The following is a 26,735-nucleotide window of genomic DNA, read 5'->3' as shown; positions in this document are numbered from 1 at the left end:
AAATTGGCTAAAAAATCATTATTCAAACCAAGTGTTGTTATTAAGTTGAAAATACCAAGATGCCCTGGAAATGAAAAACACGATGCTATATTCGCAACGCTGATTTCCCGCCCCGATCCCGTTCCAGCCCGCCTGGCACGGACCGGACTGACTCACTGCCTCACTTTTCGGTGTACACCATGGCTCTGACAGACTATTTCCACACTCTCCGGCATGGCCGCCAGGCAAACGCCACGCCAAGTCCTGCCCCGTGCGCTCCGCTGCCACTGGAGCAGGCCGCTTTCTGGCGCCAGCAGCTGCACGGCGCCCCCGCCCTGCTGGAATTGCCCGGCGAACGTTCCAGGCCGGCTCGCCAAAGCTGGCGCACGGGCAGCGTGCCCTTCGCCATCGACGCCGATACGGCCACGCAAATGCGCCAGCTGGCACGGCACTGCGGCGCGACGCCGCTGGCCGTGCTATTGACGGCCTGGTCCGCTTTCCTGGCCCGCCTCAGCGGACAGCAGGATCTGGTCATCGGCATGGCGCAGCAGGATGCCGTCGCCCCGCTGCGCCTGCGCCTCGATGACGCCAGCACGGGCAACAGCCTGCTGGCACAGGCTGGCGCAGCCCTGGCTGCGACGGCGCGCCACCGCGCCGGCAGCCTGGCGCAGCTGGTCGAGGCGCTGCAGCCGCCGCGCAGCGACAGCTTTCATCCCCTGTTCCAGGCCGTGCTGGCCTTCGGCTCCCACCCGGCGCAGGACACGCCCTTCGACCTGGCGCTGGTGCTCGATGACGCTGCCGGCGGCGGCCATGCGGGCAGGCTCGACTTTGCACTGGACCTGTTCGACGGGGATGGCATCGCCGCCTGGGCGGACAACCTGCAACAGCTGCTGCGCTCGTTGCTGGCCGATCCCGCCAAGCCACTGGTGCAGCTGTCCCTGCTGCCGCCCGTGCAGCAGCAACTGCTGCTGCACGACTGGAACGCAAGCGCTCTGCCCCTCGGTCCGCTGCGCAATGCGCACGACTTCGTCGATGCGCAGGCGGCACGCACGCCACAGCGCACGGCCATCGAATACGGCGGCCACAAGGTGAGCTACGGCCAGCTGGCGCGCCGCGCCGACGCCATCGCCGGGCGCCTGCTGGAACGGGGCGTGCAAGCGGGCGACCTGGTGGGGCTGCACCTGCGGCGCGGCCCCCAGCTGGTGGCCGGCCTGATGGGCATCCTCAAGGCAGGCGCCGCCTACGTGCCGCTCGATCCCGCCTATCCGGCCGAGCGCCTGGCCTTCATGCTCGACGATTCGAACGCGCGCCTGGTGCTCGGTGAGCGCGCGCTGCAATCGCAGCTGCCCGCCGGCGCCCGCGAATTCGTCGCCATCGACGATATCGGCGAGCGCGCGGCCGATGCGCCGGCCGTCAGCGTGGCCGTCGATCCTGACTCGCCCGCCTACGTGATCTACACCTCCGGCTCCACGGGGCGCCCCAAGGGCGTGCTGCTGCCGCACCGCGCGCTGGTCAACTTTTTCGCCGCCATGCTGCACCAGCCGGGCATGACGGCCGCCGACACCATCTGCGCCGTGACCACCCTGTCCTTCGACATCGCCGTGCTGGAACTGCTGCTGCCCTTCACGGTTGGCGCCAGGGTGACCATCGCCGACACGGCCACGGCGGCCGATGGCCTGGCGCTGGCCGCGCTGATCGACGCCTGTGGCGCCACCCTCGTGCAAGCCACGCCCGCCACCTGGCGCATGCTGCTCGACTCGGGCTGGCAGGGCCGCCAAGGCCTGCGCATCATCAGTGGCGGCGAGCCGATGACGCGTGAACTGGCCGATGGCCTGCTGGCCAGGGTGGCGCAGCTGTGGAATCTGTACGGCCCGACGGAGACCACCATCTATTCCACGGGCGAACAGGTGCTGTCCGGCGATGGCCTGGTCACCATCGGCAAGCCCGTGCGCAATACTCAGGTCTACCTGGTCGACCGCCATTTGCAGCCGGTGCCCGTGGGCGTGCCCGGCGAACTGCTGATCGGCGGCCTGGGCGTGGCCAGCGGCTACCATGCGCGGCCCGAGCTGACGGCGGAAAAATTCATCGCCGATCCGTTTTCCGGCGTGCCCGGCAGCCGTCTGTACCGCACGGGCGACCTGGTGCGCTGGACCCGCGACGGCCGCCTGGATATGCTCGGCCGCATCGACAACCAGGTGAAACTGCGCGGCTTCCGCATCGAGCTGGGCGAAATCGAGGCCGTGCTGGCCAGCCATCCGGCCTGCCGCCAGGCTGTCGTGGTGTGCCGCGAAGACCGCCCCGGCGACAAGCGCCTGGCCGCCTACGTGCGTGCCGATGCGGCGGACCTGGCGCAGGAAGACGGCGCGCCCCTCATCGCCAGCCTGCGCGCGCTGCTGTCGCAGGCCGTGCCGGCCTACATGGTGCCGCCTGCCTTCGTGCTGCTGGAACAGTTCCCCATGACGCCGAACGGCAAGGTGGACCGCCGCGCCCTGCCCGTGCCCGGCCGCGCCGCCATGTCCGGACGGCTGGTCGAGGCCCCCCTCGGCTTGCAGGAAACGCTCGTGGCGCGCCTGTGGCGCGAGCTGCTGGGACTGGAACAGGTGGGACGGCACGACGACTTCTTCGAGCTGGGCGGCCATTCGCTGCTGGCCGGCCAGCTCGTGTCGCGCCTGCGCCAGGCCAGCGGCACGGCCCTGACACTGGGCCAGCTGTTCGGCGCGCCTACGGTAGCCGGCCTGGCCGCCATCCTCGACGGTGCCCCGGCCGGCGCCGCCCTGCCGCCACTGGCGCCGCAGGCCCTGCCTGCCGACGGCAAGGTGCCGCTGTCATACACGCAGCAGCGCCTGTGGTTCCTGAACCAGCTCGACGCTGCCGCCGGCGCCGCCTATCACATGCCGGTGGCATGGCGCCTGCGCGGACCGCTGCAGGCCGATGCCCTGCGCCTGGCGCTCGACGCCCTGCTGCGGCGCCACGCCATCCTGCGCACGCACTTCGGGGCCAGCGACGGCGTGCCGCACCAGGTGGCGGGCGCGCCATTCGCCTTCCCCCTGCGCCAGGAAGACCTGTCGACGCTGGCACCGGCGCAGCGCGCAGCGGCGGCCGAGGCCCTGTACGGGGAAGAAATCGCGCGCCCCTTCGACCTGGTGCGCGGCCCGCTGCTGCGCGCCCTGCTGTTGCGCCAGTCGGCGCAAGAGCACACGCTGCTGCTGGTGCAGCACCACATCATCAGCGATGGCTGGTCGCTAGGCGTGCTGTGCGAGGAACTGGCGGTACTGTACGCCGTCTTCGCCGCCGGCCTGCCCGACCCGCTGCCGCCGCCCGCGCTGCAGTACGCGGACTATGCGCGCTGGCAGCGCCATGCCGCACACACGGCCGCGTTCGGGGTGCAGCAGGCGTACTGGCGCGCGCAGCTCGATGGCGCGCCTGCCCTGCTGGAGCTGCCGCTCGACCATTCCCGTCCCGCGCGCCAGAGCTACCGTGGCGCGCGCCTGGCATTCGCCTTGGCGCCGCCGCTGGCCGAAGCGCTGCGCCGCCTCAGCGCCCGCCACGGCGCCACCCTGTTCATGACCCTGCTCGCGGGCTGGAGCGCGCTGCTCTCGCGTCTGGGCGGCCAGGACGACATCGTCATCGGCACGCCCGTCGCCAACCGCCCGCTGCCCGAACTGGAGGCGCTGCCGGGCTTCTTCGTCAACACGGTGGCCCTGCGCGTGCGCCTGCACGGCGACCCCACGGTGGCCGAGCTGCTGGCGCGCATCCGCGCCACGGCGCTGGCCGCCTACGAACACCAGGACCTGCCGCTGGACCAAGTGGTCGATGCCGTCAAGCCCGTGCGCAGCCTGGCCTACAGCCCCTTGTTCCAGAGCGTTATGGCGCTCAACAACACGCCGGCGCCGACGGGCGAAGGCGCCCTCTTCGATCCGCGCCCCCTGCCGCTGCCGCAGGCCAGCACGCATTTCGATCTCTCCCTGCTGCTCGACGACGATGGCGAACAGGTGAGCGGCCACCTGGAATATGCGAGCGAGCTGTTCGACAGCGAGGGCATCGCGCGCCTGGCCGCCAGCCTGCAAGCCGTGCTGGCGGCCATGGCGGCCGACGACAGCCTGGCCCTCGGCCGCCTGCCACTGGTGGATGCGGCGGCGCGCCGGCAAGTGCTGCTGGACTTCAACCGCGCCACCGTCGCGCCGACACGCCAGGACAGCGTGCCTGCGCTGTTCGCGCAGCAGGCGGCGCGCACGCCCCAAGCGCTGGCCCTGCGCCACTGCGCGCGCAGCCTGACGTATGCCGCCCTCGACGCGCAGGCCAACCGCCAGGCGCACGCGCTGCTGGCAGCGGGCCTGCAGCCGGGGCAGCGCGTGCTGGTGCTGCTCGAGCGCAGCGACGCGCTGGTGATTGCCTTGCTGGCCATCCTCAAGGCGGGTGCCGCCTACGTGCCGGTGGAAGCGAACTGCCCGCAGCAGCGCCTCGCGCATATCCTCGCCGACGCCGCGCCCGCGCTGGTGCTCAGCAGCGCCACGCTGGCCGCGCGCCTGCCCGCTGGCGGCCCGCCGCTGCTGCTGGTGGAGCCGGGCACGGCACCATCGGCCTGCCTGCCCGATACCGATCCGGCCATCGCCGGCATCGACGCGCAGTCGCTGGCCTACGTGATGTACACCTCGGGCTCGACGGGCATGCCGAAAGGCGTGATGGTCGAGCACCGCAACATCGTGCGCCTGGCCGTCGACAGCGGCTTCGCCCCGCTGGGCAGCAGCGACTGCGTGGTCCACTGCGCCAACCCCGCATTCGACGCGGCCACCTGGGAGCTGTGGGGCCCGCTGCTGAACGGCGCCTCGGTGCTGGTGCTGGACCAGGACACGCTGCTCGACCCGGCGCGCTTCAACCGCGCGCTGGTCGATGGCGGCGCGACGGCCCTGTGGCTGACGGCGGGCCTGTTCCATGAATACGCCGACGCGCTGGAAGAAGCATTCGGCGGCCTGCGCTGGCTGCTGGCGGGCGGCGACGTGCTCGATCCGCAAGTGGTGGCACGGGTGATGGGCAAGGCGCGTGCGCCGCGCCAGCTGCTCAATGGCTACGGCCCCACCGAAACGACCACGTTTGCCACTACGTATGCCGTGACGGGCGCGCCGCACGAGGCGCGGGCCATTCCCATCGGCCGGCCCATCGGCAACACGCAGGTCTACCTGCTCGACCCGCTGGGCCAGCCCGTGCCCGTGGGCGTGCCCGGCGAGATCCATATCGGCGGCGACGGCGTGGCGCGCGGCTACCTGAACCTGCCGCAGCACAGCGCCGAGCGCTTCATCGCCGATCCGTTCTCGGCGCAGCCGGGCGCACGCCTGTACCGCAGCGGCGACCTGGGCAAGTGGCGCGCCGACGGCACGATCGAGTTTGCCGGCCGCAACGACTTCCAGGTGAAGATCCGCGGCTACCGCATCGAGCCGGGCGAGATCGAAACGCGCCTGGCCGCCTGCGCCGGCGTGCGCGAAGCGCTGGTGCTGGCGCGCGAGGACAGACCAGGCGACAAGCGCCTGGTGGCTTACCTGACGGCCGCCGCCGGCTTCGACGTGGCCGCCGCGCGCGAAGCGCTGCGCGCCCAGCTGCCTGCCTACATGCTGCCAGCGGCCTTTGTCGTACTGGAGCGCTGGCCGCTGAACGCCAACGGCAAGGTGGACCGCCATGCCTTGCCCGACCCGGCCGACGTGGCCGTGGACGCGCCGGCGGCGCTCCTGTCAGCCGAACAGGAAACCCTGGCGCAGCTGTGGCGCCCCCTGCTGCGCCTGACCGGCGTGGAACCCGGCGACAGCTTTTTCGACGTCGGCGGCAACTCGCTGCTGGCGACGCGGCTGGTGGCGCGCATCGGCCAGCACTACGCCATCGATTTCCCGCTGCGCGCCGTCTTCGATGCGCCGCGGCTGGCGCAGATGGCCGACGCCATCGCCCTGCAGCTGGCCAGCCAGCATGCCGACGCACTCGATGAACTTTTGAAACAACTTGACAACCTGAGCGACGAACAGGCCAGCGCGCAATTGCAGCACGCGCCCGTGCCCGTCGGCGACTCGCCTATCCTGGGATGATGACATGACTGATTTGAACCAACGCCTGGCCGGCCTGTCGCCGGAAAAACGCGCGCTGCTGATGCAGCAGCTGAGCAAACAGGCGGCACCCGCCGCCCGCAGGGAGATCACGCGCCAGCCCCGGCCCGCGCGCATCCCCGTCTCGCATGCGCAGAACCGCCTGTGGTTCCTGGAACAGATGGATCCGAATTCGGCCACCTACAACGTGCCGTCGGCCATGTGGATGCGCGGACGGCCCGATTGCGCCATCCTTGCGCGCAGCCTCGACGAAATCGTGCGCCGCCATGAAGTGCTGCGCACGGCCATCGTCACCGACGACGACGGCCCGCAGCAGCGCATCTTGCCGCCGGCACCCGTGCCGCTGCGCCGCATCAGCCTGGAACATGTGCCGATCGCGCAGCGGCGCGAGGAAGCGGCCGCGCTGGCGCAGCAGGAAGCGGGCACGCCATTCAACTTCAGCACCGGGCCGCTGCTGCGCGCCGTGCTCATCAGCCTGGACGAGGAGCAGCATTTGTTCGTCCTGAACGGCCACCATATCGCGCTCGACGGCTGGTCCTACACCATCATCTACACGGAACTGTGCCAGCTGTACGACGCCTATTGCGCGGGACTGCCGTCGCCGCTGGCCGAAGTGCCGCTGCAGTACGCCGACTACACGCTGTGGCAGAACGCCCTGCTCGACGAGGAAGGCGAGACCATGCGCAAGCAGTTCGCCTACTGGCAGCAGCGCCTCGTCAGCCACCCGCCCGTGCTGGAGCTGCCCGGCGACCGTCCCCGTCCGGCGCAGCAAAGCCGGCGCGGCGCGGCTTCCGTGCACCGCCTCGACCCGACCCTGTACGACGGCTTGAAACGCCTGAGCCGACAGGAAGGCGCGACGCCGTTCATGGTATTTGCCACCGCATTCAAGGCGCTGCTGGCGCGCTACACGGGCCAGCTCGACCTCGTCATCGGCATGGGCGTGGCGAACCGGCCGCGTCAGGAACTCGAGGCGCTGGTGGGCTTTTTCGCCAATACCCTGGCGCTGCGCACGGACCTGACGGGCGACCCCACCTTCCGCGAGCTGCTGGCGCGCGTCAAGGACGGCACCCTGGGCGCGTATGCGCACCAGGACATGCCCGTCGAACGCCTGCTCGACGTGCTCAAGATCGACCGTTCGCTGAGCCACTCGCCCCTGTTCCAGGTGATGCTGTTCTTCCAGAACTTCCCGTCCGAGGAAATCCGCCTGCACGGACTGGTGCTGTCGCCGATCGAGCCTGGCGTCATCTCGTCGGGCACCTCGCGCGTCGACCTGACCCTGTTCGCCAGCGAGGAAAACAATGGCCTGGCCATGTACATCGAGTATGCGACCGACCTGTTCGACGCGGCCACCATCGCCGCCATGGCGGGCCACCTGCAGCAGCTGCTGCAAAGCGCGCTGGGCGATCCGGACCGCCGCCTGTCCGAGCTGGAACTGCTGACGCCGGCCGAGCGGCGCTGCGTGCTGCACGACTGGAACGACACGGCACGCGCCCTGCCGGACGGCGGCGCAATGACAGCGCATGCGCTGTTCGAGGCGCAGGCAGCGCGCACGCCGCAGGCCGTGGCCCTGTCGCACCTGGGGCGCGAACTCAGCTACGCGGAACTCGACCAGCGCGCCGATGCGCTGGCGCGCCACCTGCAGGCGCGCGGCGTGCAGTCCGGCGAGCTGGTGGGGCTGTTCCTCAAGCGCTCGCCCGACATGCTGGTGGCGCTGCTGGGCATCCTCAAGGCGGGTGCCGCCTACGTGCCGCTCGATCCCATCTACCCGGCCGAGCGCATCGCCTTCATGCTCGACGACGCGCAGACGCGCTTCGTCGTCACGCAGCGCGCGCTGGCGCCGCTGCTGGCGGCCAGCGGCCCGGCCCTGGTGCTGCTGGAAGAGGCGCGCCTGAACGAAATGGCTCCGCCCGCGCACGTGCAGGCGGGCGAGACGGCCTACGTCATCTACACCTCCGGCTCGACGGGCAGACCCAAGGGCGTGCGCCTGCCGCACAGCGCCGTCGTCAACTTCCTGCTGTCCATGAAGGAACGGCCCGGCATCACGGCCGCCGACCGCCTGTGCGCCGTCACCACCCTGTCGTTCGACATCGCCGTGCTGGAACTGCTGCTGCCGCTGACGGTGGGGGCGCGCATCGAGATCGCCGACCCGGCCACGGCGGCCGACGGCATGGAACTGGCGCGCCTGCTCGACAGCTCGCAGGCGAGCATGCTGCAGGCCACGCCCGCCACCTGGCGCATGCTGCTCGACGCGGGCTGGCAAAGCCGTCCCGGCATGGCCATGCTATGCGGCGGCGAGGCACTGAGCCGCGAACTGGCAGACCGCCTGCTGGCCGGCGGCGGCACCCTGTGGAATATGTACGGCCCCACGGAGACGACGATCTGGTCGAGCGTGGAAAAAATCGAGGCGGGCGACGCGCCGATCGCCATCGGCCGTCCCATCGCCAATACGCGTCTGTACGTGGCGGACGCCTTCCTGCAGCCGCTGCCGCCCGGCATTCCGGGCGAACTGCTGATCGGCGGCGCCGGCGTGGCGCAGGGCTACCATGCGCGCCCCGAACTGACGGCGGAAAAATTCCTCGCCGATCCCCATTCGCCGGAGCCGGGTGCGCGCCTGTACCGCACGGGAGACCTGGCACGCTGGAGCCGCGACGGCAACATGGAAGTGCTGGGCCGCATCGACAACCAAGTCAAGCTGCGCGGCTACCGCATCGAGCTGGGCGAGATCGAATCCGTGCTGGGCGACCAGGCGGGCGTGCGCCAGGCCGTCGTCATCTGCCGCGAAGACCGTCCCGGCGACAAGCGCCTGGTGGCCTATCTGCTGGCGCAGCCGGGCCAGGTCCTGCAGGCGGCGGCGCTGCGCGACGCCATCGCGCCCCAGCTGCCCAACTACATGCTGCCCTCGGCCTACGTGATGCTCGAGCACCTGCCGATGACGCCGAACGGCAAGGTCGACCGCAATGCCCTGCCCGTGCCCGACATCGAGGCGGCCCCCGGCCACAGCTACGTCGCGCCGCGCAACGGCGACGAGGAACTCCTGTGCGGCCTGTGGCAGGAAGTGCTGGGCCTTGAGCGCGTGGGCATCGAGGACAACTTCTTCAAGCTGGGCGGCCACTCGCTGCTGGCCACGCAGCTGGTGATGCGGGCGCAAAAGGCGTTTGGCGGCGAACTCAGTTTGCGCCTGCTGTTCGAGGCCCCTACCGTGGCGGCCTTCGGCGCGGCCCTGATGCGCAACCGCCTCGACAGCGTGGATGCGGACGACCTGGCCAGCATGCTGGACCAGCTCGAAGGTCTTTCGGACGACAACATCGAAGCGCTGCTGGGCGGCGCACTGGAAAACACATGAGCCAATCCAATCTTCACGACGACCCGCGCCTGGCGCGCCTGACGCCGCAGCAGCTGGCCCTGCTGCGCCAGCGCCTGGCCGCTGCCGCAGCGCCGCAGGTATCGCTGGCCGACGCCGTGCGCGCCCTGCCGCCGCTGGCCGACGGCACGCCGCTGCCCCAGTCGCCCGCCCAGCAGCGCATGTGGTTCTTCGAGCGCCTGCAGCCGGGCACGGGCGCCTATCACCTGTACCAGCACTGCCGCCTGAGCGGCGCGCTCGACGCGGCCGCGCTGGAAGCGGCGTTTTGCGGCATCGTGGCACGCCACGCGGCGCTGCGCACGGGCTTTGGCGAGGAAGGCGGCCAGCCGCTGCAGACGGTGGCAACGCGCGTGCCCTTCGCCTTGCAGCGCCTCGACCTGTCGCACCTGGACTTCGCCGCCGCGCATGCGGCCGCGCTCGATTACGCTGGCGCCGAGACGCAGCGCCCGTTCGACCTGGCCCGCCCGCCGCTGCTGCGCGCCAGCCTGGTGTCCCTGGCACCGCAGGAATACGCGCTGGTGGTGGTGCTGCACCATATCATCGCCGACGCCTGGTCGCTCAATGTGCTGTATGGCGAACTGCAGGCGCTGTACCGCGCCCATGCCTCGGGCGCGCCGTCGCCGCTGGCGCCGCTGCCGCTGGCCTTCCCCGACATCGTGCGCTGGCAAGCTTCGCCGCCGCGCCAGGCCGCGCTGGCGCGCCAGGTGGCGTTCTGGCACCAGGCGCTCGACGGCAGCAGCGGCGTGCTGGAACTGCCGGCCGACGCACCGCGCGGCCCCAGCCTGTCCCCCGTCGGCGAACGCCACGCCTTCGCGCTGCCGCCAGCCTTGTCCCAGTCCTTCAATGCCATGGCGCAGGCCGAGGGCGCGACCCTCTTCATGGCGCTGCTGTCAGCCTTCCAGGTGCTGCTGGCGCGCCTGGCCAGCCAGGATGACGTGGTCGTCGGCACCCCGGTCGCCAACCGTGGCGCGCCGGAGTCCGAACCGCTGATCGGCCTGCTCGTCAATACCCTGGCCCTGCGCGCGGACCTGTCGGACGATCCTGCATTTACCGCCCTGCTGGCGCGCAACCGCCAGCACTTCCTCGACGCCCTCGCGCATGCGGAAGCGCCATTGGAGCGCATCGTCGACGGCTTGCAGATCGAGCGCGTGCCAGGCCGCAGCACCCTGTTCCAGACCATGTTCGTGCTGCAGGCACCGGCCACCAGCGCCAGTGAGGAAGGTGCGCAGGCAGCCTGGCACGGCTTGCGTCCCGGCCCGTTCGAGCCGCCGTTCAAGGCGGCGCGCTTCGAGATCACCCTGTCGATGATGGAAGCCGACGGCGCGCTGTGCGGCGTCATCGACTACAGCGTGGCGCTGTTCGAAGCGGCCACCATCGCCCGCATGGCGGAACAATTCACGCAGCTGCTAGCATCCATCGTGCAGGCGCCCGCCACGCCCGTGTCCCGGCTGTGCCTGCTGCCGGCCGCGCAGCAGGCACAATTGCTGGTCCTGGGCGATGGCGGCGCTCCTGCCGGCATGCAGGACTTGCCCGACGGCGGCCTGTATGCACTGCTGGCGCGCCAGGCCGAACACACGCCGCAGGCCGTGGCCATCGTGGATGACGATGTCGAACTACGCTACGCACAGCTGCACGCGACAGCCACCGGTCTGGCGGCGCGCCTGCAGGCGGCAGGCGCGGGGCCGGGCCACCACGTGGCACTGCTGGCGGACCGCTCGGCAGAAGCCCTCGTGGGGCTGCTCGCCATCGTCGCTACCGGCGCCGCCTACGTGCCGCTCGACCCAGCCCTGCCTGCGGCGCGCCTGCGCTTCATGCTGGACGACGCCGCCGCCATCGCCATCGTCGCGCCGACCGCCGCACAGGCACAGGCGCTGGCCATTGCCGGCCAGCTGCCCGTGCTGGCCACCGGTGCGTCCACGGACGGCGCCACGTTCACCGCGCCCGCCATCGACGGCAACGCGCCCGCCTACCTGATCTACACCTCGGGCTCCACGGGCACGCCGAAGGGCGTGAGCGTCAGCCAGGCCAACGTGCTGCATTTGCTGCAAGGCTTCGCCCGTGTCCACGACCTGGCTGGCCAGCGCCTGCTGATGATCCCGCCGCTGCAGTTCGACGCCTCCGTGGGCGACATCTTCCCCGCGTTGGCCGCCGGCGCCACCCTGGTGTTGCACGGCGCCCCGAACCAGCTAGGCGTGGCGGAGCTGGAAGCGTATTGCGCGCGCCACGCCGTCACGGCCATCGACGCGCCGTCCGCCCTGTGGCGCCGCTGGACAGACGCCCTTGATGGCGCCGCCAGCGCCACGGGCAGCGTGCTGCCCAGCTTGCGCCTGATGATGTTCGGCGGCGAAGCCGTGCCCGTGGAGCAAGTGCGCCGTTTCGCCCGCCTGACGGGCAAGCGCGTGCGCCTGGTCAACCATTACGGCCCCACCGAGGCCACCGTCTGCGCCACGACTTTCACCACCGTGGATGGCGCGGGCCTGGAAGGCAGCGACCTGCCCATCGGCCAGCCGCTGCCCGGCGTGCGCGCCTATGTGCTGGACCGCCACCTGCAGCTGGCGCCGCGCGGCGTGGCGGGCGAGCTGGCCATCGGTGGCGCCGGCGTGGCGGCCGGCTACCGCCATGCGCCGGAGCTGACGGCCGAACGCTTCGTCGCCGATCCCTGGAGCCCGAACGCAGGGGCGCGCCTGTACCGCAGCGGCGACCTAGCGCGCTGGAACAACGACGGCAGCCTGCAATTTTTGGGCCGGCGCGACCACCAGGTCAAGCTGCGCGGCGTGCGCATCGAGCTGGGCGAAGTGGAAAGCGCGCTGCTGGCCTGCGAGGGCGTGCAGGCGGCCGTCGCCGCCGTGCTGGAAGTGGCGCCCGGCGACAAGCGCCTGGTGGCGTATTTTGTTGGCCCCGGCGTGACGGGCGCCGCCCTGCGCGCCGAACTGTCCGCGCGCCTGCCCGACGCCATGCTGCCGGCCATCTTCGAGCGCCTGGAAGCGCTGCCGCTGACCGGCAACGGCAAGATCGACCGGCGCGCCTTGCCCGCCCCGACGCAGGCGCTGCACGACCTGGAAGCGCGCAGCATCGTCGCGCCGGCGACAGCCACGGAACAGCGCATGCTGGCCGTGTGGCAGGAACTGCTGGGCCGCGAAGGCCTGAGCACCGACGATGAATTCTTCAGCGTGGGCGGCGACTCCCTGCTGACCCTACCGCTGGTGTTCCAGCTGGCGCGCGCCTTCGGCGTCGACGTACCGCTGACGGCCGTGTTTTCCGCCCCCAGCATCGCCGCCCTGTCGCGCGTCGTGGACGACCTGCTGGCCGGCGTCGCCGCGCCCGTGCTGGACCTGGCTGCGCAAGCGGTGCTGCCGTCCGACATCGATGCGGCGCACGCGGCACCGCACCGCGCCGGGCCGCCGCGCGCCATCCTCGTCACGGGCGCCACGGGCTTCCTTGGCGCCTGGCTGCTGCGCGACCTGCTCGACGCCAGCACGGCGCAGCTGCTATGCCTGGTGCGCGCCAGCAATGCCGCCGACGGTGCCCGGCGCCTGCGCGCCAATTTGCAGCAGTACGGCCTGTGGCAGGAAAGCTATTCGGCGCGCCTGACGCCCCTGCCGGGCGACTTGGGCGCGCCGCGCCTGGGCCTGACGGACGATGGCTACGCCACCGTGGCCAGCCAGGCGGACGCCATCGTGCACAACGGCGGGCAAGTCAACTTCCTCGCACCGTATGCCAGCCTGGCGCCCGCCAACGTGGGCGGCACCGTGGAAGTGCTACGCCTGGCCACCACGGGGGCGCTGAAGGCCGTGCACATGGTCTCGACCCTGGGCGTGTACGTCAGCGCCGGCTACCTTGGCGCCACCGTGCGCGAAAGCGACCCGCCACCCTCGGCAGACAGCCAGCAGGGCGGCTACAACCAGAGCAAATGGGTGGCGGAACAGCTGGCCATGGCGGCGCGCGAACGCGGGGTGCCCGTGGCGCTGTACCGGCCGGCCCGCATCACGGGCGACAGCGGCAGCGGCAGCGCCAACCTGGGCGACTATTTCAGCAGCTGGGTCAAGGGCTGCGTGCAGCTGGGCCTCGTGCCCGACATCGCCAATGCCAGCTACGACATGGCGCCCGTCGATCACGTCAGCGCCGTCATCGCCCGCCGCGTGCTGGCGCACGACGGCGCCGACGGCACCTGGCACTTCCTCAATCCGGCCCGCCTGCCGACCAGCGCCCTCGTCGACGGCCTGCGCGCGGCCGGCCACCCGGTGCGCCTGGCCGGCTATGGCGAATGGCGCTCGGCCCTGCAGCAGGCGGTGGCCAGCAGCGAAGAAAACGCGCTGGCCAGCTTCGCCGCCCTGTTCCCGGAGCAGGCCGACGCACGCGAACCGGGCTTCGACTGCAGCGCCACGGAAGGCATGGCCGCCGCGCTGGGCCATGTCTGTCCACCGGCCGACGGCGTCCTGTTCGCCACCTGCCTCGCCTACATGCACGGCCAGGGCTACCTGCCCCTTGCCGGCGCCACACCACAGGAAAGGGCATGCGCATGAACGCTACCACTGGCCGCTATGCGGGCTTGCGCGACTTTTTGCTGATCTGGTTCGGCCAGATGACCTCGGGCATCGGCTCGCGCCTGTCCAGCTTTGCGCTAGGCATCTGGGTCCTGCGCACGACGGGCTCGACCACCCAGTTCGCGCTGATCTTCGTGGCCATGGCCGTGCCGGCGCTGCTGATTGCGCCGTTCGCGGGCGCCCTCGTCGACCGCTGGGACCGGCGCCGCATCATGCTGTGCTGCGACCTCGTCTCGGCCAGCGCCCAGCTAGTGCTGGCGGCGCTGCTGATGAACAGCCAGCTGGCCATCTGGCACATCTATCTGTGCGTGGGCGCCACGGCGCTGGCCAACGCCTTCCACGGCCCCGCCTATGCGTCGAGCATCCCGCTGCTGGTGCCGCACGGCCAGCTGAGCCGGGTCAACGGACTGGTGCAGACGGGCGGCGCCATCGCCCAGGTGGCCGGTCCGCTGCTGGCGGGCGTGCTGGTGAGCCTGATCAGCCTGCCCGGCGTGCTGCTGATCGACGCCCTGTCCTTCGTCGCCGCCTTCATCGCCATGCTGCTGGCGCGCATCCCCCGCCCGCCGCGCAGCCAGGACAGCGAGGGGCAGAGCCTGTGGCACGAAGCGGCGACGGGCTGGCGCTACGTACGCGAGCGCAACAGCCTGTTCGGCCTGCTGCTGGTCTTCGGCACCTGCAATTTCCTGTTCGGCATCGCCGCCATCACCATCACGCCGCTGGTGCTGTCAATGGCCGATCCGGCCCTGCTGGGCGTGCAGATGTCGATCGGCGGCGCGGGCCTGCTGCTGGGCGGCGTGCTGATGGCGGCGTCAGGCGGCGTGAAGAAGCGCATCAACGGCGTGCTGGGCTTTTCCCTGCTGGCGGGACTGGCCCTGGCCGCGCATGGCCTGGCGCCGTCCTTCGTGCTGGTGACGGCCGCCGGTTTCGTCTTCTTCCTGACCTTGCCCGTGATCAGCGCGTCGAACGATTCGCTGTGGCAAAGCAAGGTGCCGCCCGGCCTGCAGGGACGCTGCTTCGCCATCCAGCGCGTGCTGTCGGAAGCGGCCATGCCCGTCGGCTACTGCCTGGCGGGACCGCTGGCCGAACACGTCTTCGAGCCGCTGCTGATGCCGGGCGGCGCCCTGGCCGGCTCGATCGGCCAGCTGATCGGCACGGGCGCCGGGCGCGGCATGGGCCTGATGTTCATCGTCCTGGGCCTGGCGATGAGCCTGGTCGCCATGCTGGCCTACAGCATCCCCGCCCTGCGCCGCGCCGACGAACTGCCCGACGCCTGGAGCCAGCCGCCCCCGGCCGCCGAAGGGGACGCCCAGCCCGCCTGATTTTTTCTCGGTAGTACCAAGGTGAATGAAAAAGCGCTGCCACGCAGCGTTGTGGGGACGCTTTTTCTTCAAAAACGCAATGCAGTAGCAAATCGCTAACAACATCGTCCCACTGGAGCAAGCAAGATGACTGACACAGACATGCTGCACACGACACCGGCGCCCACAAATTGCCCGGTCGCCCATCACGACAAGCAAGCCGACGCCGCGCACGGTCCCGGATACGGGCTGATGCGCGTTTCCCAGGTGGCGCGCGATTATCCCAGCCATTCGGCGCTGGCCAGCGTGCTCGAATGGATGCGCGCCTTCCTCGCCCGCAGCCATCCAGAACTGGGACGCAAGGGCGCCGTCTGCCCCTTCGTCCCCGTGGCGCTGGAGCAGGACAGCATCTGGATGGCCGAGATCGCCGAACGCGAACCCACGCTCGACAGCATTTCCCGCGTGATCCTGTACTACCGCGACCTTTTCCTCGCCACCGAGCCGACCAGCGGGCCGGACGCCATCAACAAGGCCTTCCTCGTAATCTTCCCCAACCTGGGCGCCGAGGGCGCGGGCGTGGTCGACGAGGTGCAGCAGCTGCTGAAAAAGGATTTCGTGGAAAAGGGCCTGATGCTTGGCGAATTCCATGCCAGCAACGAGAGCCCCGGCCTGCGCAATGCGCAGTTCCGCCCCCTGCGCAGTCCCATCCCCATGCTGGCCATGCGCCACATGGTCGATTCGGACCTGCCTTTCCTGCTGCGCACGGCGTATGCGGCGCCCGTGCGGGCCGCCTACCTGCGCGCCTACCTGTTCCGCCTGGCGGGCAGCCTGGGCTGGTCGCGTTTCGAGCAGGCGCTCGACGGCGTCGTGGCCGCCGAAATCGAGCAGTGGCAGGCAGGCCAGGACCAGCCCGATGCGGCAGGCGCGGGAGAGACGGCATGAGCGCCGCCCATCACACCCAGGGCGCCCCCAGCGCCCGCGTGGCCATCGTCGGCGGCGGCCTGGCCGGCTCCCTGCTGGCCCTGGCGCTGGCGCGACAAGGCCACGGCGTGGACGTCTACGAGCGCCGCGCCGACCCGCGCCGCCAGGATGGCGCGGCGGGCCGCTCGATCAACCTCGGCCTGTCCAAGCGCGGCATGCAGGCCCTGCAGATGGTGGGACTGCTAGACCAGGTGCTGGCCCATGCCGTCGTCATGCGCGGCAGGATCATCCACGCGCCGGACGGCAGCACGCGTTACCAGGCGTATGGCAAGGACGACAGCGAAGTACTGCATTCAATCGACCGCAATCTGCTTAACCACCTGCTGCTGGACCAGGCCGAGCAGCATCCGCAGGTGAAACTGCATTTCGAGCACCGCCTGCTGCGCGCCGACAAGGCGCAGCGCGAACTGGAGCTGGAAACGCCGGGCGGACGCCGCATCACGGCCCATCCGACCTGGGTGGTGGGCGCCGACGGCGCCTTTTCCAGCATGCGCCGCGAACTGCAGCACGGCATGCGCGCCGACTACCAGCAGGAATACCTGGAATGGGGCTACAAGGAACTGACCCTGGCGCCGCGCGCGGACGGCAGCTCGGCCATCGAACTGACGGCCCTGCACGTGTGGCCGCGCAGCCACTGCCTGTTCGTCTCGCACCCGAACCAGGACGGCTCGCACACGCTGACCCTGTTCCTGCCGTTCGAGGGCGAGGACAGCTTCGCCAGCGTGCGCAGCGAGGCCGACGTGACGGCGCTGTTCTCCAAGTATTTTCCCGACCTGCTGCCCTTGCTGCCGGGCCTGCTGGAACAGTGGTCGCGCCACCCCACGGGCACCCTCATCACCACGCGCACGGCACCGTGGCGCTTCGGCGACTGGGCCGTGCTGGTGGGCGATGCCTGCCATGCCGTGTACCCGTTCTATGGCCAGGGCATGAACTCCGCGTTCGAGGATTGCTGCACCCTCATGAATGCGCTCGATGCGGCGCGCGGCGACACTGCCAGCGCCTTTGCCAGCTACGAGCTGGCGCGCCGCCGGCACACGGATGCGCTGGCGCAATTATCAAAAAGCAACTTTACGGAGCTGCGGCAAAAGGTGCAGTCGCCGTGGTTCGTCGCCCGCAAGAAGCTCGACCTGCTGCTCAACCGCGCCTGGCCGCGCGGCTGGCTGCCCCTGTACACCATGATTGCCCACACCACCATGCCCTATGGCGACGCGCTGCTGCGGGCGCGGCGCCAGGAAAGAGTCCTGCACGCCTCGGGCGCACTGGCCCTGGCCGTGCTGGGCATCGCCGCCGTCGTCCTGTCCCTGTCCCTGATTGGAGGTAACTGATGCATCCTGTACATTCACAAGGCCGCGCGTGGGAGCGCCTGGCCGTGGCGCTGCTGCTGTGCGCCTTCTTCGGCATCTGCGCGGCCGTCGCCGCCACTGCCCTGCAAGCGGCGCCGTCGCCGCTGGCGCTGCTGCCGCTGGCCATCGCACTGGGACTGAGCCCGGTGCTGGCCCGCCATCTGCCGCGCGAGCTGGACGGCCTGCTGCGCGCCCATCCCGTGCTCAGCCTGCTGTGGCTGGCGCTGGCCGCGCTGGCCGTGGCGCGCCTCGCCGGCGTGGCCCTGTTCATGGCCAACCCGCAGCAGCCGCAGTTGTCGGCCATCTGGTATGACCGCTTCTATGTCAACCACAGCTGCTTTTCCTCTTACTGGAAAGCGTCCGAGCTGGCCAGCGCCGGTGCACCGAACATCTACGACGGCGCCCATTATGCGGGCAACGAGGGACGCTTCAAGCTCGACGAATACCTGTATCCGCCGCCGTTCCTGATCCTGCCCCAGCTGGCGGCATCCCTGGGCGCGGGCTTCGTGGCCATGCGCGCCGCCTGGTTCGCCGTCGACGCGGGGCTGGTGATGACCATCATGCTGGCCGTCTGCGCCTGGATCGGCGGCGCAACAGGCCGCCGCGCCGCCCTGCTGCTACCGGCCGCCTGGCTGGCCCTGCCCACCCTGATCACCATGCAGACGGGGAATTTCCAGCTGGCCGCCATCGCCCTGGCCCTGCTGGCCATGCTGCTGTTCCAGCGCGGGCGCGACGAGGCCGGCGGCGCCGTGATGGCACTGGCCCTGTTCAAGATCTTCCCCGGCGTGCTGTGCGCCTACCTGCTGTTCTGCAAGCGCTGGCGCGCGCTGGCGTGGAGCATTGCCTTCTCACTGCTGTACGCGGCGCTGGCCTGGGCCATGCTGGGCGCCCAGCCGTTCCGCGATTTCGTCGGCTATGAAATGCCGCGCATCGCCAGCGGCGAGGTGTGGACCTGGATGCAGCTGGAAGGACTGGAAGCGGTAGTGGCCATCAATTATTCCGTGCCGGCCCTGGTGCTCAAGCTCAGGCTGTTCGGCGTCGACGGCCTGGAATACCGCCACCTGGCCGCCGTGGCCCTGCTGTGGAGCGTGGTGGTGGTGGCGCTGGCCTGGCTGGCGGCGCGCCGCGCCACCGCGTACTCGCGCCTGGAACTGGCCGCCGTCTGGCTCGGCCTGCTGGGTCTGGCCGCCGTGCGCAGCCCCTTCGTGCCCGACGACTATGCGCTGTTCCCCGCCCTGTGGCTGTGGTGCCTGCTGGCCGCCGGCCAGGTCCACGCACAAGCGCATCGCGTCTTGCGCCACGCCGCGTATGGCCTGCTGTGGCTGGCCTTTGCCATCGTCATGCCGATCGGCCTGGTCCAGCCGCAGCACCTTCCCTTGCTGCTGGCCGTTTCCACCGCCAGCCAGCTGCTGGCCCTGGCCTTCTGGCTGTGGCCCGTACTGCGCCGCCCGGCCGCCAACGGCAGCGCCGCAACCAACCCGTCCGCGTCGCCCGCGGCCGCCTGACTCCCTTTCAGAAAGAATATCCAAGATGAAACAAGCTATCCTGACTCCGCTGCGCCGCACCGCCCTGTGCCTGATGCTGGCCTTTTCCGCTCCCGCCCTGGCCGACGAGCGCCTGCACATTCCACGCGCCGCGCAGGCGCCCGTGCTGGCCGACTACATCGGCAAGGTGCCGGCCAATGCCGGCGTGGAAATCAAGGGCTTCCGCCAGTACGCGCCCGGCGACGGCGAGCCGTCGTTGCTGGAAACGAAGGCCTACCTGTCGTATGACGACGAGCACCTGTACGCTGTCTTCGTCTGCACGGACGACCCGGCCCTGGTGCGCGCGCGCATCGCCCGCCGCGAAGACTTGCCCGGCGACGACGCGGTGCAGCTGGAAATCGACTCCTTCAACGACAAGCAGCGCTCGTTCCGCTTTTATGCCAACCCGTATGGCGTGCAGATGGATGCCAAGCACACGGAAGGCCTGGGCGACGATTTCAATTTCGACACGCAATGGCAGTCCGATGGCAGGATCACGCCCACCGGCTACGTCGTCACCATGGCCATTCCGTTCAAGAGCCTGCGCTTCAACCGCGCCGACGTGCAGAACTGGGGCATCGCCGTGGGCCGCATCGTGCCGCGCCTGAACGAGTTTTCCTACTGGCCCTACATCACCAAGCGCCAGGCCGCCTTCGTGCCGCAGCTGGCGCCCGTGCAGATACCCGAGCCGATCACCTCGGGGCGCAACATCCAGCTGATTCCTTATGGCTACATCGGCCGCAGCCGCGCCCTGAACGGCAGCGACCCGGCCAACACCTACTGGGACCGCGACGACAAGAACCAGGCCGGTGTCGACGCCAAGCTGGTGCTGGCCGACAAGTTCGCCCTCGACCTGACCTACAAGCCCGATTTCAGCGAGGTCGAGTCGGACGAGCCGCAAGTGCTGATCGACAAGCGCTACGAAGTGCTGTTCCCGGAAAAACGCCCGTTTTTCCTGGAAAACTCGGGCTTCTTCACCACGCCGCAGCCCTTGTTCTTTTCGCGCCGCATCGCCGAGCCCCGCTACGGCGCGCGCCTGACGGGTCGCGAAGGCCACTGGTCCGTGGGCGGCCTGTTGATGGACGACGTGGCACCGGGCGAAGCGCTGCCGCGCGACAGCCGCGACTTCGGCAAGGCGGCTCGCATCGCCGTGGCCCGCGTGCAGAACGATTTCGACGGCGATTCCAACGTGGGCGTGCTGTTGACGGACCGCAAGTTCGGCCAGCAGAGCAACCGCGTGGCCGGCGTCGACCTGCGCTACAAGATCGATGAAAACTGGGTGCTGAGCAGCCAGCTCGCGCACAGCAAGTCCAGCATGGACGGCCTGCCCGACCACAGTGGCCGCCTGGCCTTCGTCGAGGCGAGCCGCTCGGACCGCAATTTCAACTATGCGGGCCAGTACCTGGACATCACGCGCGACTTCGACCCCGCGCTGGCCTTCATTCCCCGCACGGACATCCGCCAGACGACGCAGACGGCATCCTACCTGTGGAACTTCCCGGAGGCGCCATGGCTCGTCAGCGCAGGCCCCAGCATCAAGGCCGTGGGTACCAGGGACCACGACAACACGCTGCAGGACTGGTCCAGCGATGCGTTTTTCAGCGTCAACGGCTTGCGCGCCACCACCTTCGAGGCGCACAAGCTGGACGGCTTTGAAAAGTACGCGGGCCTGGACTTCCGCAAGTCCGGCTATTCGCTGGCCGCCAGCACTGAATGGCTGAGCTGGCTGACGGGCTGGGTCACCGTGGGCCAGAACGACGTCATCAACTACCAGCCCGCACCGGGCCTGGCGCCCTTCCTGGGCGACGCACGCAGCGTCTCGGCCAACCTGAAGTTCACGCCCGTGGCGCAGTTCCGCGTCGAGCAGACCCTGTACTGGAACGACCTGCGCACGCAGGCGGGCGTGGCGGGCCTGGCGCCGGGCAGCATGGTTTACCGCGAACTGCTGTCGCGCACCAAGCTGCGCTACCAGCACAGCCGCTTCATGGCCGCCCACCTGATCCTCGACTACAGCCACCTGAAGACCAACCGGGCGTTGACGGGCATCGAGGGCGGCAAGCGCCTGACGGGCGACCTGCTGTTCAGCTACGTGCTCAGTCCCGGCACGACAGCGTACGCGGGCTACACGGACCGCCAGGAAAACCTGCAGCTGGTCGGCAATCCGCAGCTGCTGCAGCGCACGCGCGACCTCGACATGCACACAGGCCGCAAGGTGTTCGTCAAGTTCAGCTACCTGTTCCAGCTGTAAGGCCGGCCACCTCTTCCAGGGCGGGCCGTGCCCGCCTCGCCCGCCCTGGTCTTTGCACGCAACTGGAGTCTGAACATGCAAGCATTCTTTTCCTCCGCCACCGGGAGCGCCCCATGCGCGCGCTGATCCGGCTGCTGCGGCCGCACCAGTACATCAAGAACGGCTTCGTGCTGCTGGGGCTGCTCTTTGCCACGCAGCGCGATGCCGCCACGGCCGCGCACGCGGCGCTGGCCTTCCTGGCCTTCTGCGCCATGGCCAGCGCCGTGTACGTGCTCAACGACCTGTTCGACGCCGAGGCAGACCGCCAGCATCCGCAGAAATGCCGGCGCCCCATCGCCAGCGGCGAAATCAAGACGCCCCTGGCCTGGTGCGCCTGCCTGCTGCTGGCGGGCACCGCGCTGGCGCTGGGCGCGGCCGTGGGTCTGGCCGTGCCGCTCCTGCTGCTGACCTACCTGGCCCTGAACGTGGCCTATTCGCTGTACCTGAAGCACGTGGTGATACTCGACGTCTTCATCATCTCGGCCGGCTTCATGCTGCGCATCCTGGCCGGCACCGTGGGCATCGGCATCGCGCCGTCGCAATGGCTGCTGTTGTGCGGCCTGATGGTGACGCTGTTCCTCGGCTTCGCCAAGCGGCATGCGGAGCTGATGCAGCTGGCAGCCGCCGGGCCGCGCGCGGAGCCGGGCGGTGCCTGCGCGCGGCGCGTGCTGGACGACTACAGCGGCGTGATGCTGGGCCAGTTCATCGCCGTCAGCGCCGCATGCACCGTGCTCAGCTACAGCCTGTACACGGTCAGCCGCGACACCATCGCCACGCACGGCACGGCCAACCTGATCTACACGGTGCCGTTCGTCGTGTATGGCATCTTTCGCTACCTGTTTCTGTTGCACCTGCGCGCGCAGGGCAACGATACCGCGCACGACCTGCTGACGGACCGCCACCTGCTGCTGACCGTGGCTGGCTGGCTGGCCGTTACCATCGGGGTGCTGCCATGAGCGGCGCCCTGCTGTCGGGATGGCGCTACCGCGCCTTCCTGCTTTCCATCGCCATGGCCGCCGCCGGCTACCTGGCATTTTCGCTGTGGGGCGGCCTGCCCGCGCTGGGCAGCGCTGCCGCGCACGTGGGCGCGGGCGGCGCGGCGTTGATGCTGGCCCTGTCGCTGCTCAATTACGGCCTGCGCTTCTGCCGTTGGCAGCTCTACCTGCACGCCATGGGCCACGCCGTGCCGTGGCGCGCCAGCGCGCGCATCTACCTGGCCGGCTTTGCTCTGACGGTGACGCCGGGCAAAACGGGCGAAGCGCTGCGCAGCGTGCTGCTCGCCCGCCTGGGCGTGCCGCATGCGCACAGCCTGGCGGCGCTGCTCAGCGAGCGCGTGTCGGACTTGCTGGCCATCATCTGCCTGGCCCTGTTCGGCCTGAGCCAGTATCCCTCCCTGCTGCCGCTGGTGGCTGCCGCCGGCGCCGCCGCGCTGGCCTGCGTGTGGCTGCTGACGCGCGCCGCGCCCGCCCGCTGGCTGGCCGCCTGGAGCGCGGCACGCCCGGGGGCGCGCGGGCGCACGCTGGCCGGCCACCTGGCCCAGCTGCTGCGCCAGGCCCAGGCTTGTCACGCGCCGCCGCTGCTGGCCGCGGCCTTCGCCCTGGCCCTGGCGGCCTGGGCGGCGGAGGCGCTGGCCTTCTACTGCCTGCTGCAGTGGCTGGACGCCGGCGCCAGCCTGTCCTTCGCCTGCCTGGCCTTTGCCAGCGCCATGCTGGCCGGCGCCCTGAGTTTCCTGCCGGGCGGCCTGGGCGGCATGGAAGCGGCCATGGTCAGCCTGCTGCTGTGGCAGGACATGACGCCGGCACAGGCCGTGGCCGCCACCATCCTGATCCGCCTGACGACCCTGTGGTTTGCCGTGGCACTGGGCGTAGCCGCCCTGTCCACCAGCCGCGCCGCCCAGGTACAGCCGTCATGAACGCGCCCGTGCGTTCATGGAACGGCCTGCCGCAGGCAGCACATGTGCGCCAGCTTGCCCTGCAGGCGCGCGACGCGGCCCTGCCCACGCCGGACGGCAGCCTGCTAGCGCACGGCAATGGCCGCAGCTATGGCGACAGCTGCCTGAACGACGGCGGCACCGTGCTGCTGACGCGGGGCCTGGACCGCTTCATCGCCTTCGACCGCGCCAGCGGCGTGCTGCGCTGCGAAGCGGGCGTGCTGCTGGGCGACATCGTGGCGCTGGCCCTGCCGCAAGGCTGGTTCCTGCCCGTCACGCCGGGCACACGCCACGTGACGGTGGGCGGCGCCATCGCCAATGACGTGCATGGCAAGAACCACCACGTGGCGGGCAGCTTCGGCCACCACGTGCGCGCCTTCGAGCTGCTGCGCTCGGACGGCAGCCGCCTGCTGTGCGGGCCGCAGCAGCTGCCGCAGTGGTTTGCCGCCACCGTGGGCGGGCTGGGACTGACGGGCTGCATCGTCTGGGCCGAGCTGCAACTCATGCCCGTGCCCAACCCCTTCATGCTCGTCACCGAACGGCGCTTTGCGGGCCTGGACAGCTTCTGGGAGCTGAACGCGGCGGCCGGGCGCGCCGCGCCCTACACGGTGGCGTGGATCGACTGCCTGGCGCGCCAGCCGCGCGGCATTTTCAGCAGCGCCTGCCATGCGCCGCCGCAGCCGGACCTGCCCGCTCACCGCGCTGCGCGCCGCCACATGCCCTTCATGCCGCCTGTCTCGCTGGTGAACTGCCTGAGCCTGCGCGCCTTCAACGCGCTGTATTACCGCCGCCCCCTGCCGGAAGCGCCGGCGCTGCGCCACCATGGCGGTTTTTTCTATCCGCTCGACGGCGTGCGCGACTGGAACCGCATCTACGGCCGGCGCGGCTTTTTCCAGTACCAGTGCGTACTGCCGCCGGCCAGCTGCCGCGACGGCATCGCCGCCATCCTCGCGCTCATCGCAGCCAGCGGCCAGGGCTCCTTCCTGGCCGTGCTGAAGACCTTCGGCACGCAGCCTGCGCCCGGCATGCTGTCCTTCGCACGGCCTGGCGCCACCCTGGCGCTGGACTTTCCCAACCGGGGCGCCGCCAGCCTGCGCCTGTTCACCAACCTCGACGCCATCGTCGCCCAGGCGGGCGGCGCCCTGTACCCGGCCAAGGATGCGCGCATGCCCGCCAGCCTGTTCCGCGCCGGCTTTCCCGCCTGGGAAGCGTTCAGCGCCTTCATCGATCCCCGATTTTCATCAAGCTTCTGGAGAAGAGTCAACCCATGAGATCATTGCAACGCACCGTCATCTTCGGCGCCACCTCCGCCATCGCGCACGCCACGGCGCGCCGCCTCGTCGCCGCCGGCGCCAGCGTCCACTGCATCGCCCGCAACGGCGCCAGGCTCGACACCCTGCTGCAGGACCTGCGCGTGCGCGCCGGCGCCGGGGGAGCCTATATCGGCGGCGAATGCGCCGACCTCGACGACTATGAGCTGCACGCGGGCCTGCTGGCGCGCGCCGACGTGGCGCTGGGCGGCATCGATGCCGTGCTGGTAGCCCACGGCTGCCTGCCCGACCAACAGGCCTGCGCCGACTCGGTGCCGCTGATGCTGGCGCAATGGACCACGAATGGCGGCAGCGCCATGGCCATCCTGGCGCTGGCAGCGAACTTGCTGCAGCCGCGCGGCCAGGGCGTGCTGGCGGCCATCGGCTCGGTGGCGGGCGACCGTGGACGGCAAAGCAACTACATATACGGCACGGCCAAGGGCGCCCTGGCCATCTACCTGCAGGGACTGCGCCACCGTCTGGCGCCGCATGGCGTGGCCGTGCTGACCATCAAGCCCGGCTTCGTCGACACCCCCATGACGGCGGGCATGGACAAGGGCGGCCCCCTGTGGGCCAGCGCCGACACGGTGGCAGCCGGCATTGTGTCGGCCATGCGGCGCGGCCAGGCGCAAGCCTACCTGCCCGGCTTCTGGCGCTACATCATGCTGGCCATCCGCCTGACGCCCGACGCGGTCTTCCACCGCACGCGCCTGTGAGCGCGGCCCGTCCAGACGTCAGCGGCAACCTGCCGCTGGCCGTCCTGTTCGATTTTGACGGCACCCTGAGCCGGCGCGACTCGCTGCTGCCCTTCCTGCGCCATGCCAGCGGCACGCCGCGCCTGGCGGCGCAGCTGCTGCGCCTGTCGCCCGTGCTGCTGGCGTATGCCTGCGGCCTGTTGCGCAACGACGTGGCCAAGCGCAGCTTGCTGGCGTGCTGCCTGGGCCACATCGACGCTGGTGCGCTGGCGCGGCTGGCCGACGCGTATGCGGGCGCGCCGCTGGACGCCCTGCTGCGCCCGCAAGGCATGGAACGCCTGCGCTGGCACCAGGCGCAGGGTCACGCTTGCGTGCTCGTCAGCGCCTCGCCCGAGCTGTATCTGCAGCCGTGGGCGCGGCGCCACGGTTTCCGCGCCTGCATCGCTTCGCCGCTGGCGGGCGCCAACTGCCACGGCCAGGAAAAGGTGCGCCGCATCGCCCGCTGGCTGGCCCACTCGCCGCACGCCATCGGCTACGCGTATGGCGACAGCCGCGCCGACCTGCCCATGCTGGCCCTGGCGCGCCACGCCTTTTTGTGGCGCGGCGCGCGCTTCGAAGCCCAGGCGCGAGGCCGGCATGCGTGAGCCGGCCGTCTTCCTGTGGCTGGTCGACCTGGACGACCCCGCGCTCGATGCCCTGGCGCCCTGCCTGAGCGCACAGGAACAGGCGCGTGCGTCCCGCTGCCGGGGCGACGCCCTGCAGCGCGGCTACCGGCGCGGACGCGCCGCCCTGCGCCACATCCTGGCGCTGCAGACGGGCCAGGCACCGGCCGCGCTGGCGCTGTCCGAAGGGCCGCTGGGCAAGCCCGTACTGGCGCATGGAGGACTGCATTTCAACCTCAGCCACAGCGGCACCTTGGCGCTGGTGGCCGTCTCCGAGGTGGCCGTGGGCATTGACCTGGAGCAGCGGCGCGACGGTTTCAACGGGGTGGCGCTGGCGCCGCTGGTCTGCCATCCGGCCGAGCGCGCAGCCCTGGCGGCCCTCCCGCAGGCGCAGGCACAGTCCCGCTTTCTGCAGTTGTGGACGCACAAGGAAGCGTATTGCAAGCTGCTGGGCACGGGCTTGCACACGGACCCCGCGCAGCTGACGTTCGGCGCGTCGCCCGGCCCGGCGCCCGTCATCGATGCAGGCGATCCCCGCTGCACCGCCTGGGTCTACCCGCTGTATCCGGCCGACGGCTACGCAGCGACCCTGTGCGTGGCAGGACGGGGCGCCAGGCCCGTGTGGCTGCGCTTCCAGGCCTGGCCCGCCGCGCTGTTGCCGCCTGGACAAGCGCTTGCGTAAACTCCCGCCACGCTCGATAATGAGAATGCTTCGCATTTGTAGCCATGCGGATTT

General features: G+C 70.3%; 14 protein-coding genes. All 14 read left to right on the top strand.

Translation table 11 applies throughout. From position 1 onward, the window contains the following. Positions 1-179 precede the first annotated feature (179 nt). The 14 genes from ACP7EG_RS15595 (at position 180) to ACP7EG_RS15530 (ending at position 26,681) form a co-directional block, all read left to right on the top strand. Positions 180-6,047, top strand: a complete 5,868-nt coding sequence (locus tag ACP7EG_RS15595; protein ID WP_426088325.1) for an amino acid adenylation domain-containing protein — start codon at positions 180-182, stop codon at positions 6,045-6,047. Positions 6,048-6,051: 4 nt separating this feature from the next. Then, positions 6,052-9,408: a non-ribosomal peptide synthetase gene (locus tag ACP7EG_RS15590; RefSeq protein WP_426088324.1), complete on the top strand. Its 3,357-nt coding sequence runs from the start codon at positions 6,052-6,054 to the stop codon at positions 9,406-9,408. Then, complete coding sequence (locus ACP7EG_RS15585) at positions 9,405-13,949, top strand: non-ribosomal peptide synthetase (RefSeq protein WP_426088323.1); 4,545 nt, start codon at positions 9,405-9,407, stop codon at positions 13,947-13,949. The genes ACP7EG_RS15590 and ACP7EG_RS15585 overlap by 4 nt, the downstream gene beginning before the upstream one ends. Further along, entirely contained in the window at positions 13,946-15,289 is a 1,344-nt protein-coding gene (locus ACP7EG_RS15580) for an MFS transporter (RefSeq protein WP_426088322.1), read from the top strand. Before ACP7EG_RS15585 ends, ACP7EG_RS15580 begins: the two co-directional genes overlap by 4 nt. A 126-nt stretch (positions 15,290-15,415) precedes the next feature. Continuing rightward, positions 15,416-16,210: a DUF6875 domain-containing protein gene (locus ACP7EG_RS15575; RefSeq protein ID WP_426088321.1), complete on the top strand. Its 795-nt coding sequence runs from the start codon at positions 15,416-15,418 to the stop codon at positions 16,208-16,210. Next, positions 16,207-17,574 (top strand): FAD-dependent oxidoreductase, encoded by a 1,368-nt coding sequence (locus ACP7EG_RS15570; protein ID WP_426088320.1) that lies wholly within the window; start codon positions 16,207-16,209, stop codon positions 17,572-17,574. Before ACP7EG_RS15575 ends, ACP7EG_RS15570 begins: the two co-directional genes overlap by 4 nt. Beyond that, positions 17,574-19,097, top strand: a complete 1,524-nt coding sequence (locus ACP7EG_RS15565; protein ID WP_426088319.1) for a glycosyltransferase family 87 protein — start codon at positions 17,574-17,576, stop codon at positions 19,095-19,097. Before ACP7EG_RS15570 ends, ACP7EG_RS15565 begins: the two co-directional genes overlap by 1 nt. 25 nt (positions 19,098-19,122) lie before the next feature. Continuing rightward, positions 19,123-21,363, top strand: coding sequence for a DUF5916 domain-containing protein (locus ACP7EG_RS15560; RefSeq protein ID WP_426088318.1), 2,241 nt, complete (start codon positions 19,123-19,125; stop codon positions 21,361-21,363). 113 nt (positions 21,364-21,476) lie between these two features. Next, positions 21,477-22,358, top strand: a complete 882-nt coding sequence (locus ACP7EG_RS15555; protein WP_426088317.1) for a decaprenyl-phosphate phosphoribosyltransferase — start codon at positions 21,477-21,479, stop codon at positions 22,356-22,358. Beyond that, positions 22,355-23,314 carry a lysylphosphatidylglycerol synthase transmembrane domain-containing protein gene (locus ACP7EG_RS15550; protein WP_426088316.1) on the top strand — a complete coding sequence of 320 codons (960 nt, stop codon included), beginning with the start codon at positions 22,355-22,357 and terminating at the stop codon, positions 23,312-23,314. Before ACP7EG_RS15555 ends, ACP7EG_RS15550 begins: the two co-directional genes overlap by 4 nt. Continuing rightward, positions 23,311-24,603 carry an FAD-binding oxidoreductase gene (locus tag ACP7EG_RS15545; RefSeq protein ID WP_426088315.1) on the top strand — a complete coding sequence of 431 codons (1,293 nt, stop codon included), beginning with the start codon at positions 23,311-23,313 and terminating at the stop codon, positions 24,601-24,603. Before ACP7EG_RS15550 ends, ACP7EG_RS15545 begins: the two co-directional genes overlap by 4 nt. After that, on the top strand, positions 24,600-25,358 hold the full coding sequence (locus ACP7EG_RS15540; RefSeq protein WP_426088314.1) for an SDR family NAD(P)-dependent oxidoreductase: 759 nt from the start codon (positions 24,600-24,602) through the stop codon (positions 25,356-25,358). The genes ACP7EG_RS15545 and ACP7EG_RS15540 overlap by 4 nt, the downstream gene beginning before the upstream one ends. Next, complete coding sequence (locus ACP7EG_RS15535) at positions 25,355-25,981, top strand: HAD-IB family hydrolase (RefSeq protein WP_426088313.1); 627 nt, start codon at positions 25,355-25,357, stop codon at positions 25,979-25,981. Before ACP7EG_RS15540 ends, ACP7EG_RS15535 begins: the two co-directional genes overlap by 4 nt. Next, positions 25,974-26,681, top strand: coding sequence for a 4'-phosphopantetheinyl transferase family protein (locus tag ACP7EG_RS15530; RefSeq protein ID WP_426088312.1), 708 nt, complete (start codon positions 25,974-25,976; stop codon positions 26,679-26,681). Before ACP7EG_RS15535 ends, ACP7EG_RS15530 begins: the two co-directional genes overlap by 8 nt. The last annotated feature ends 54 nt before the right edge of the window (positions 26,682-26,735 follow it).

It is taken from the genome of Janthinobacterium sp. PSPC1-1 (assembly GCF_049897625.1).
In the GTDB taxonomy this organism is placed as follows: Bacteria; Pseudomonadota; Gammaproteobacteria; order Burkholderiales; family Burkholderiaceae_D; genus Janthinobacterium; species Janthinobacterium tructae.
The sequence above is the reverse complement of the archived record's forward strand: the minus strand, read 5'-3'. Positions and strand labels throughout refer to the sequence as shown.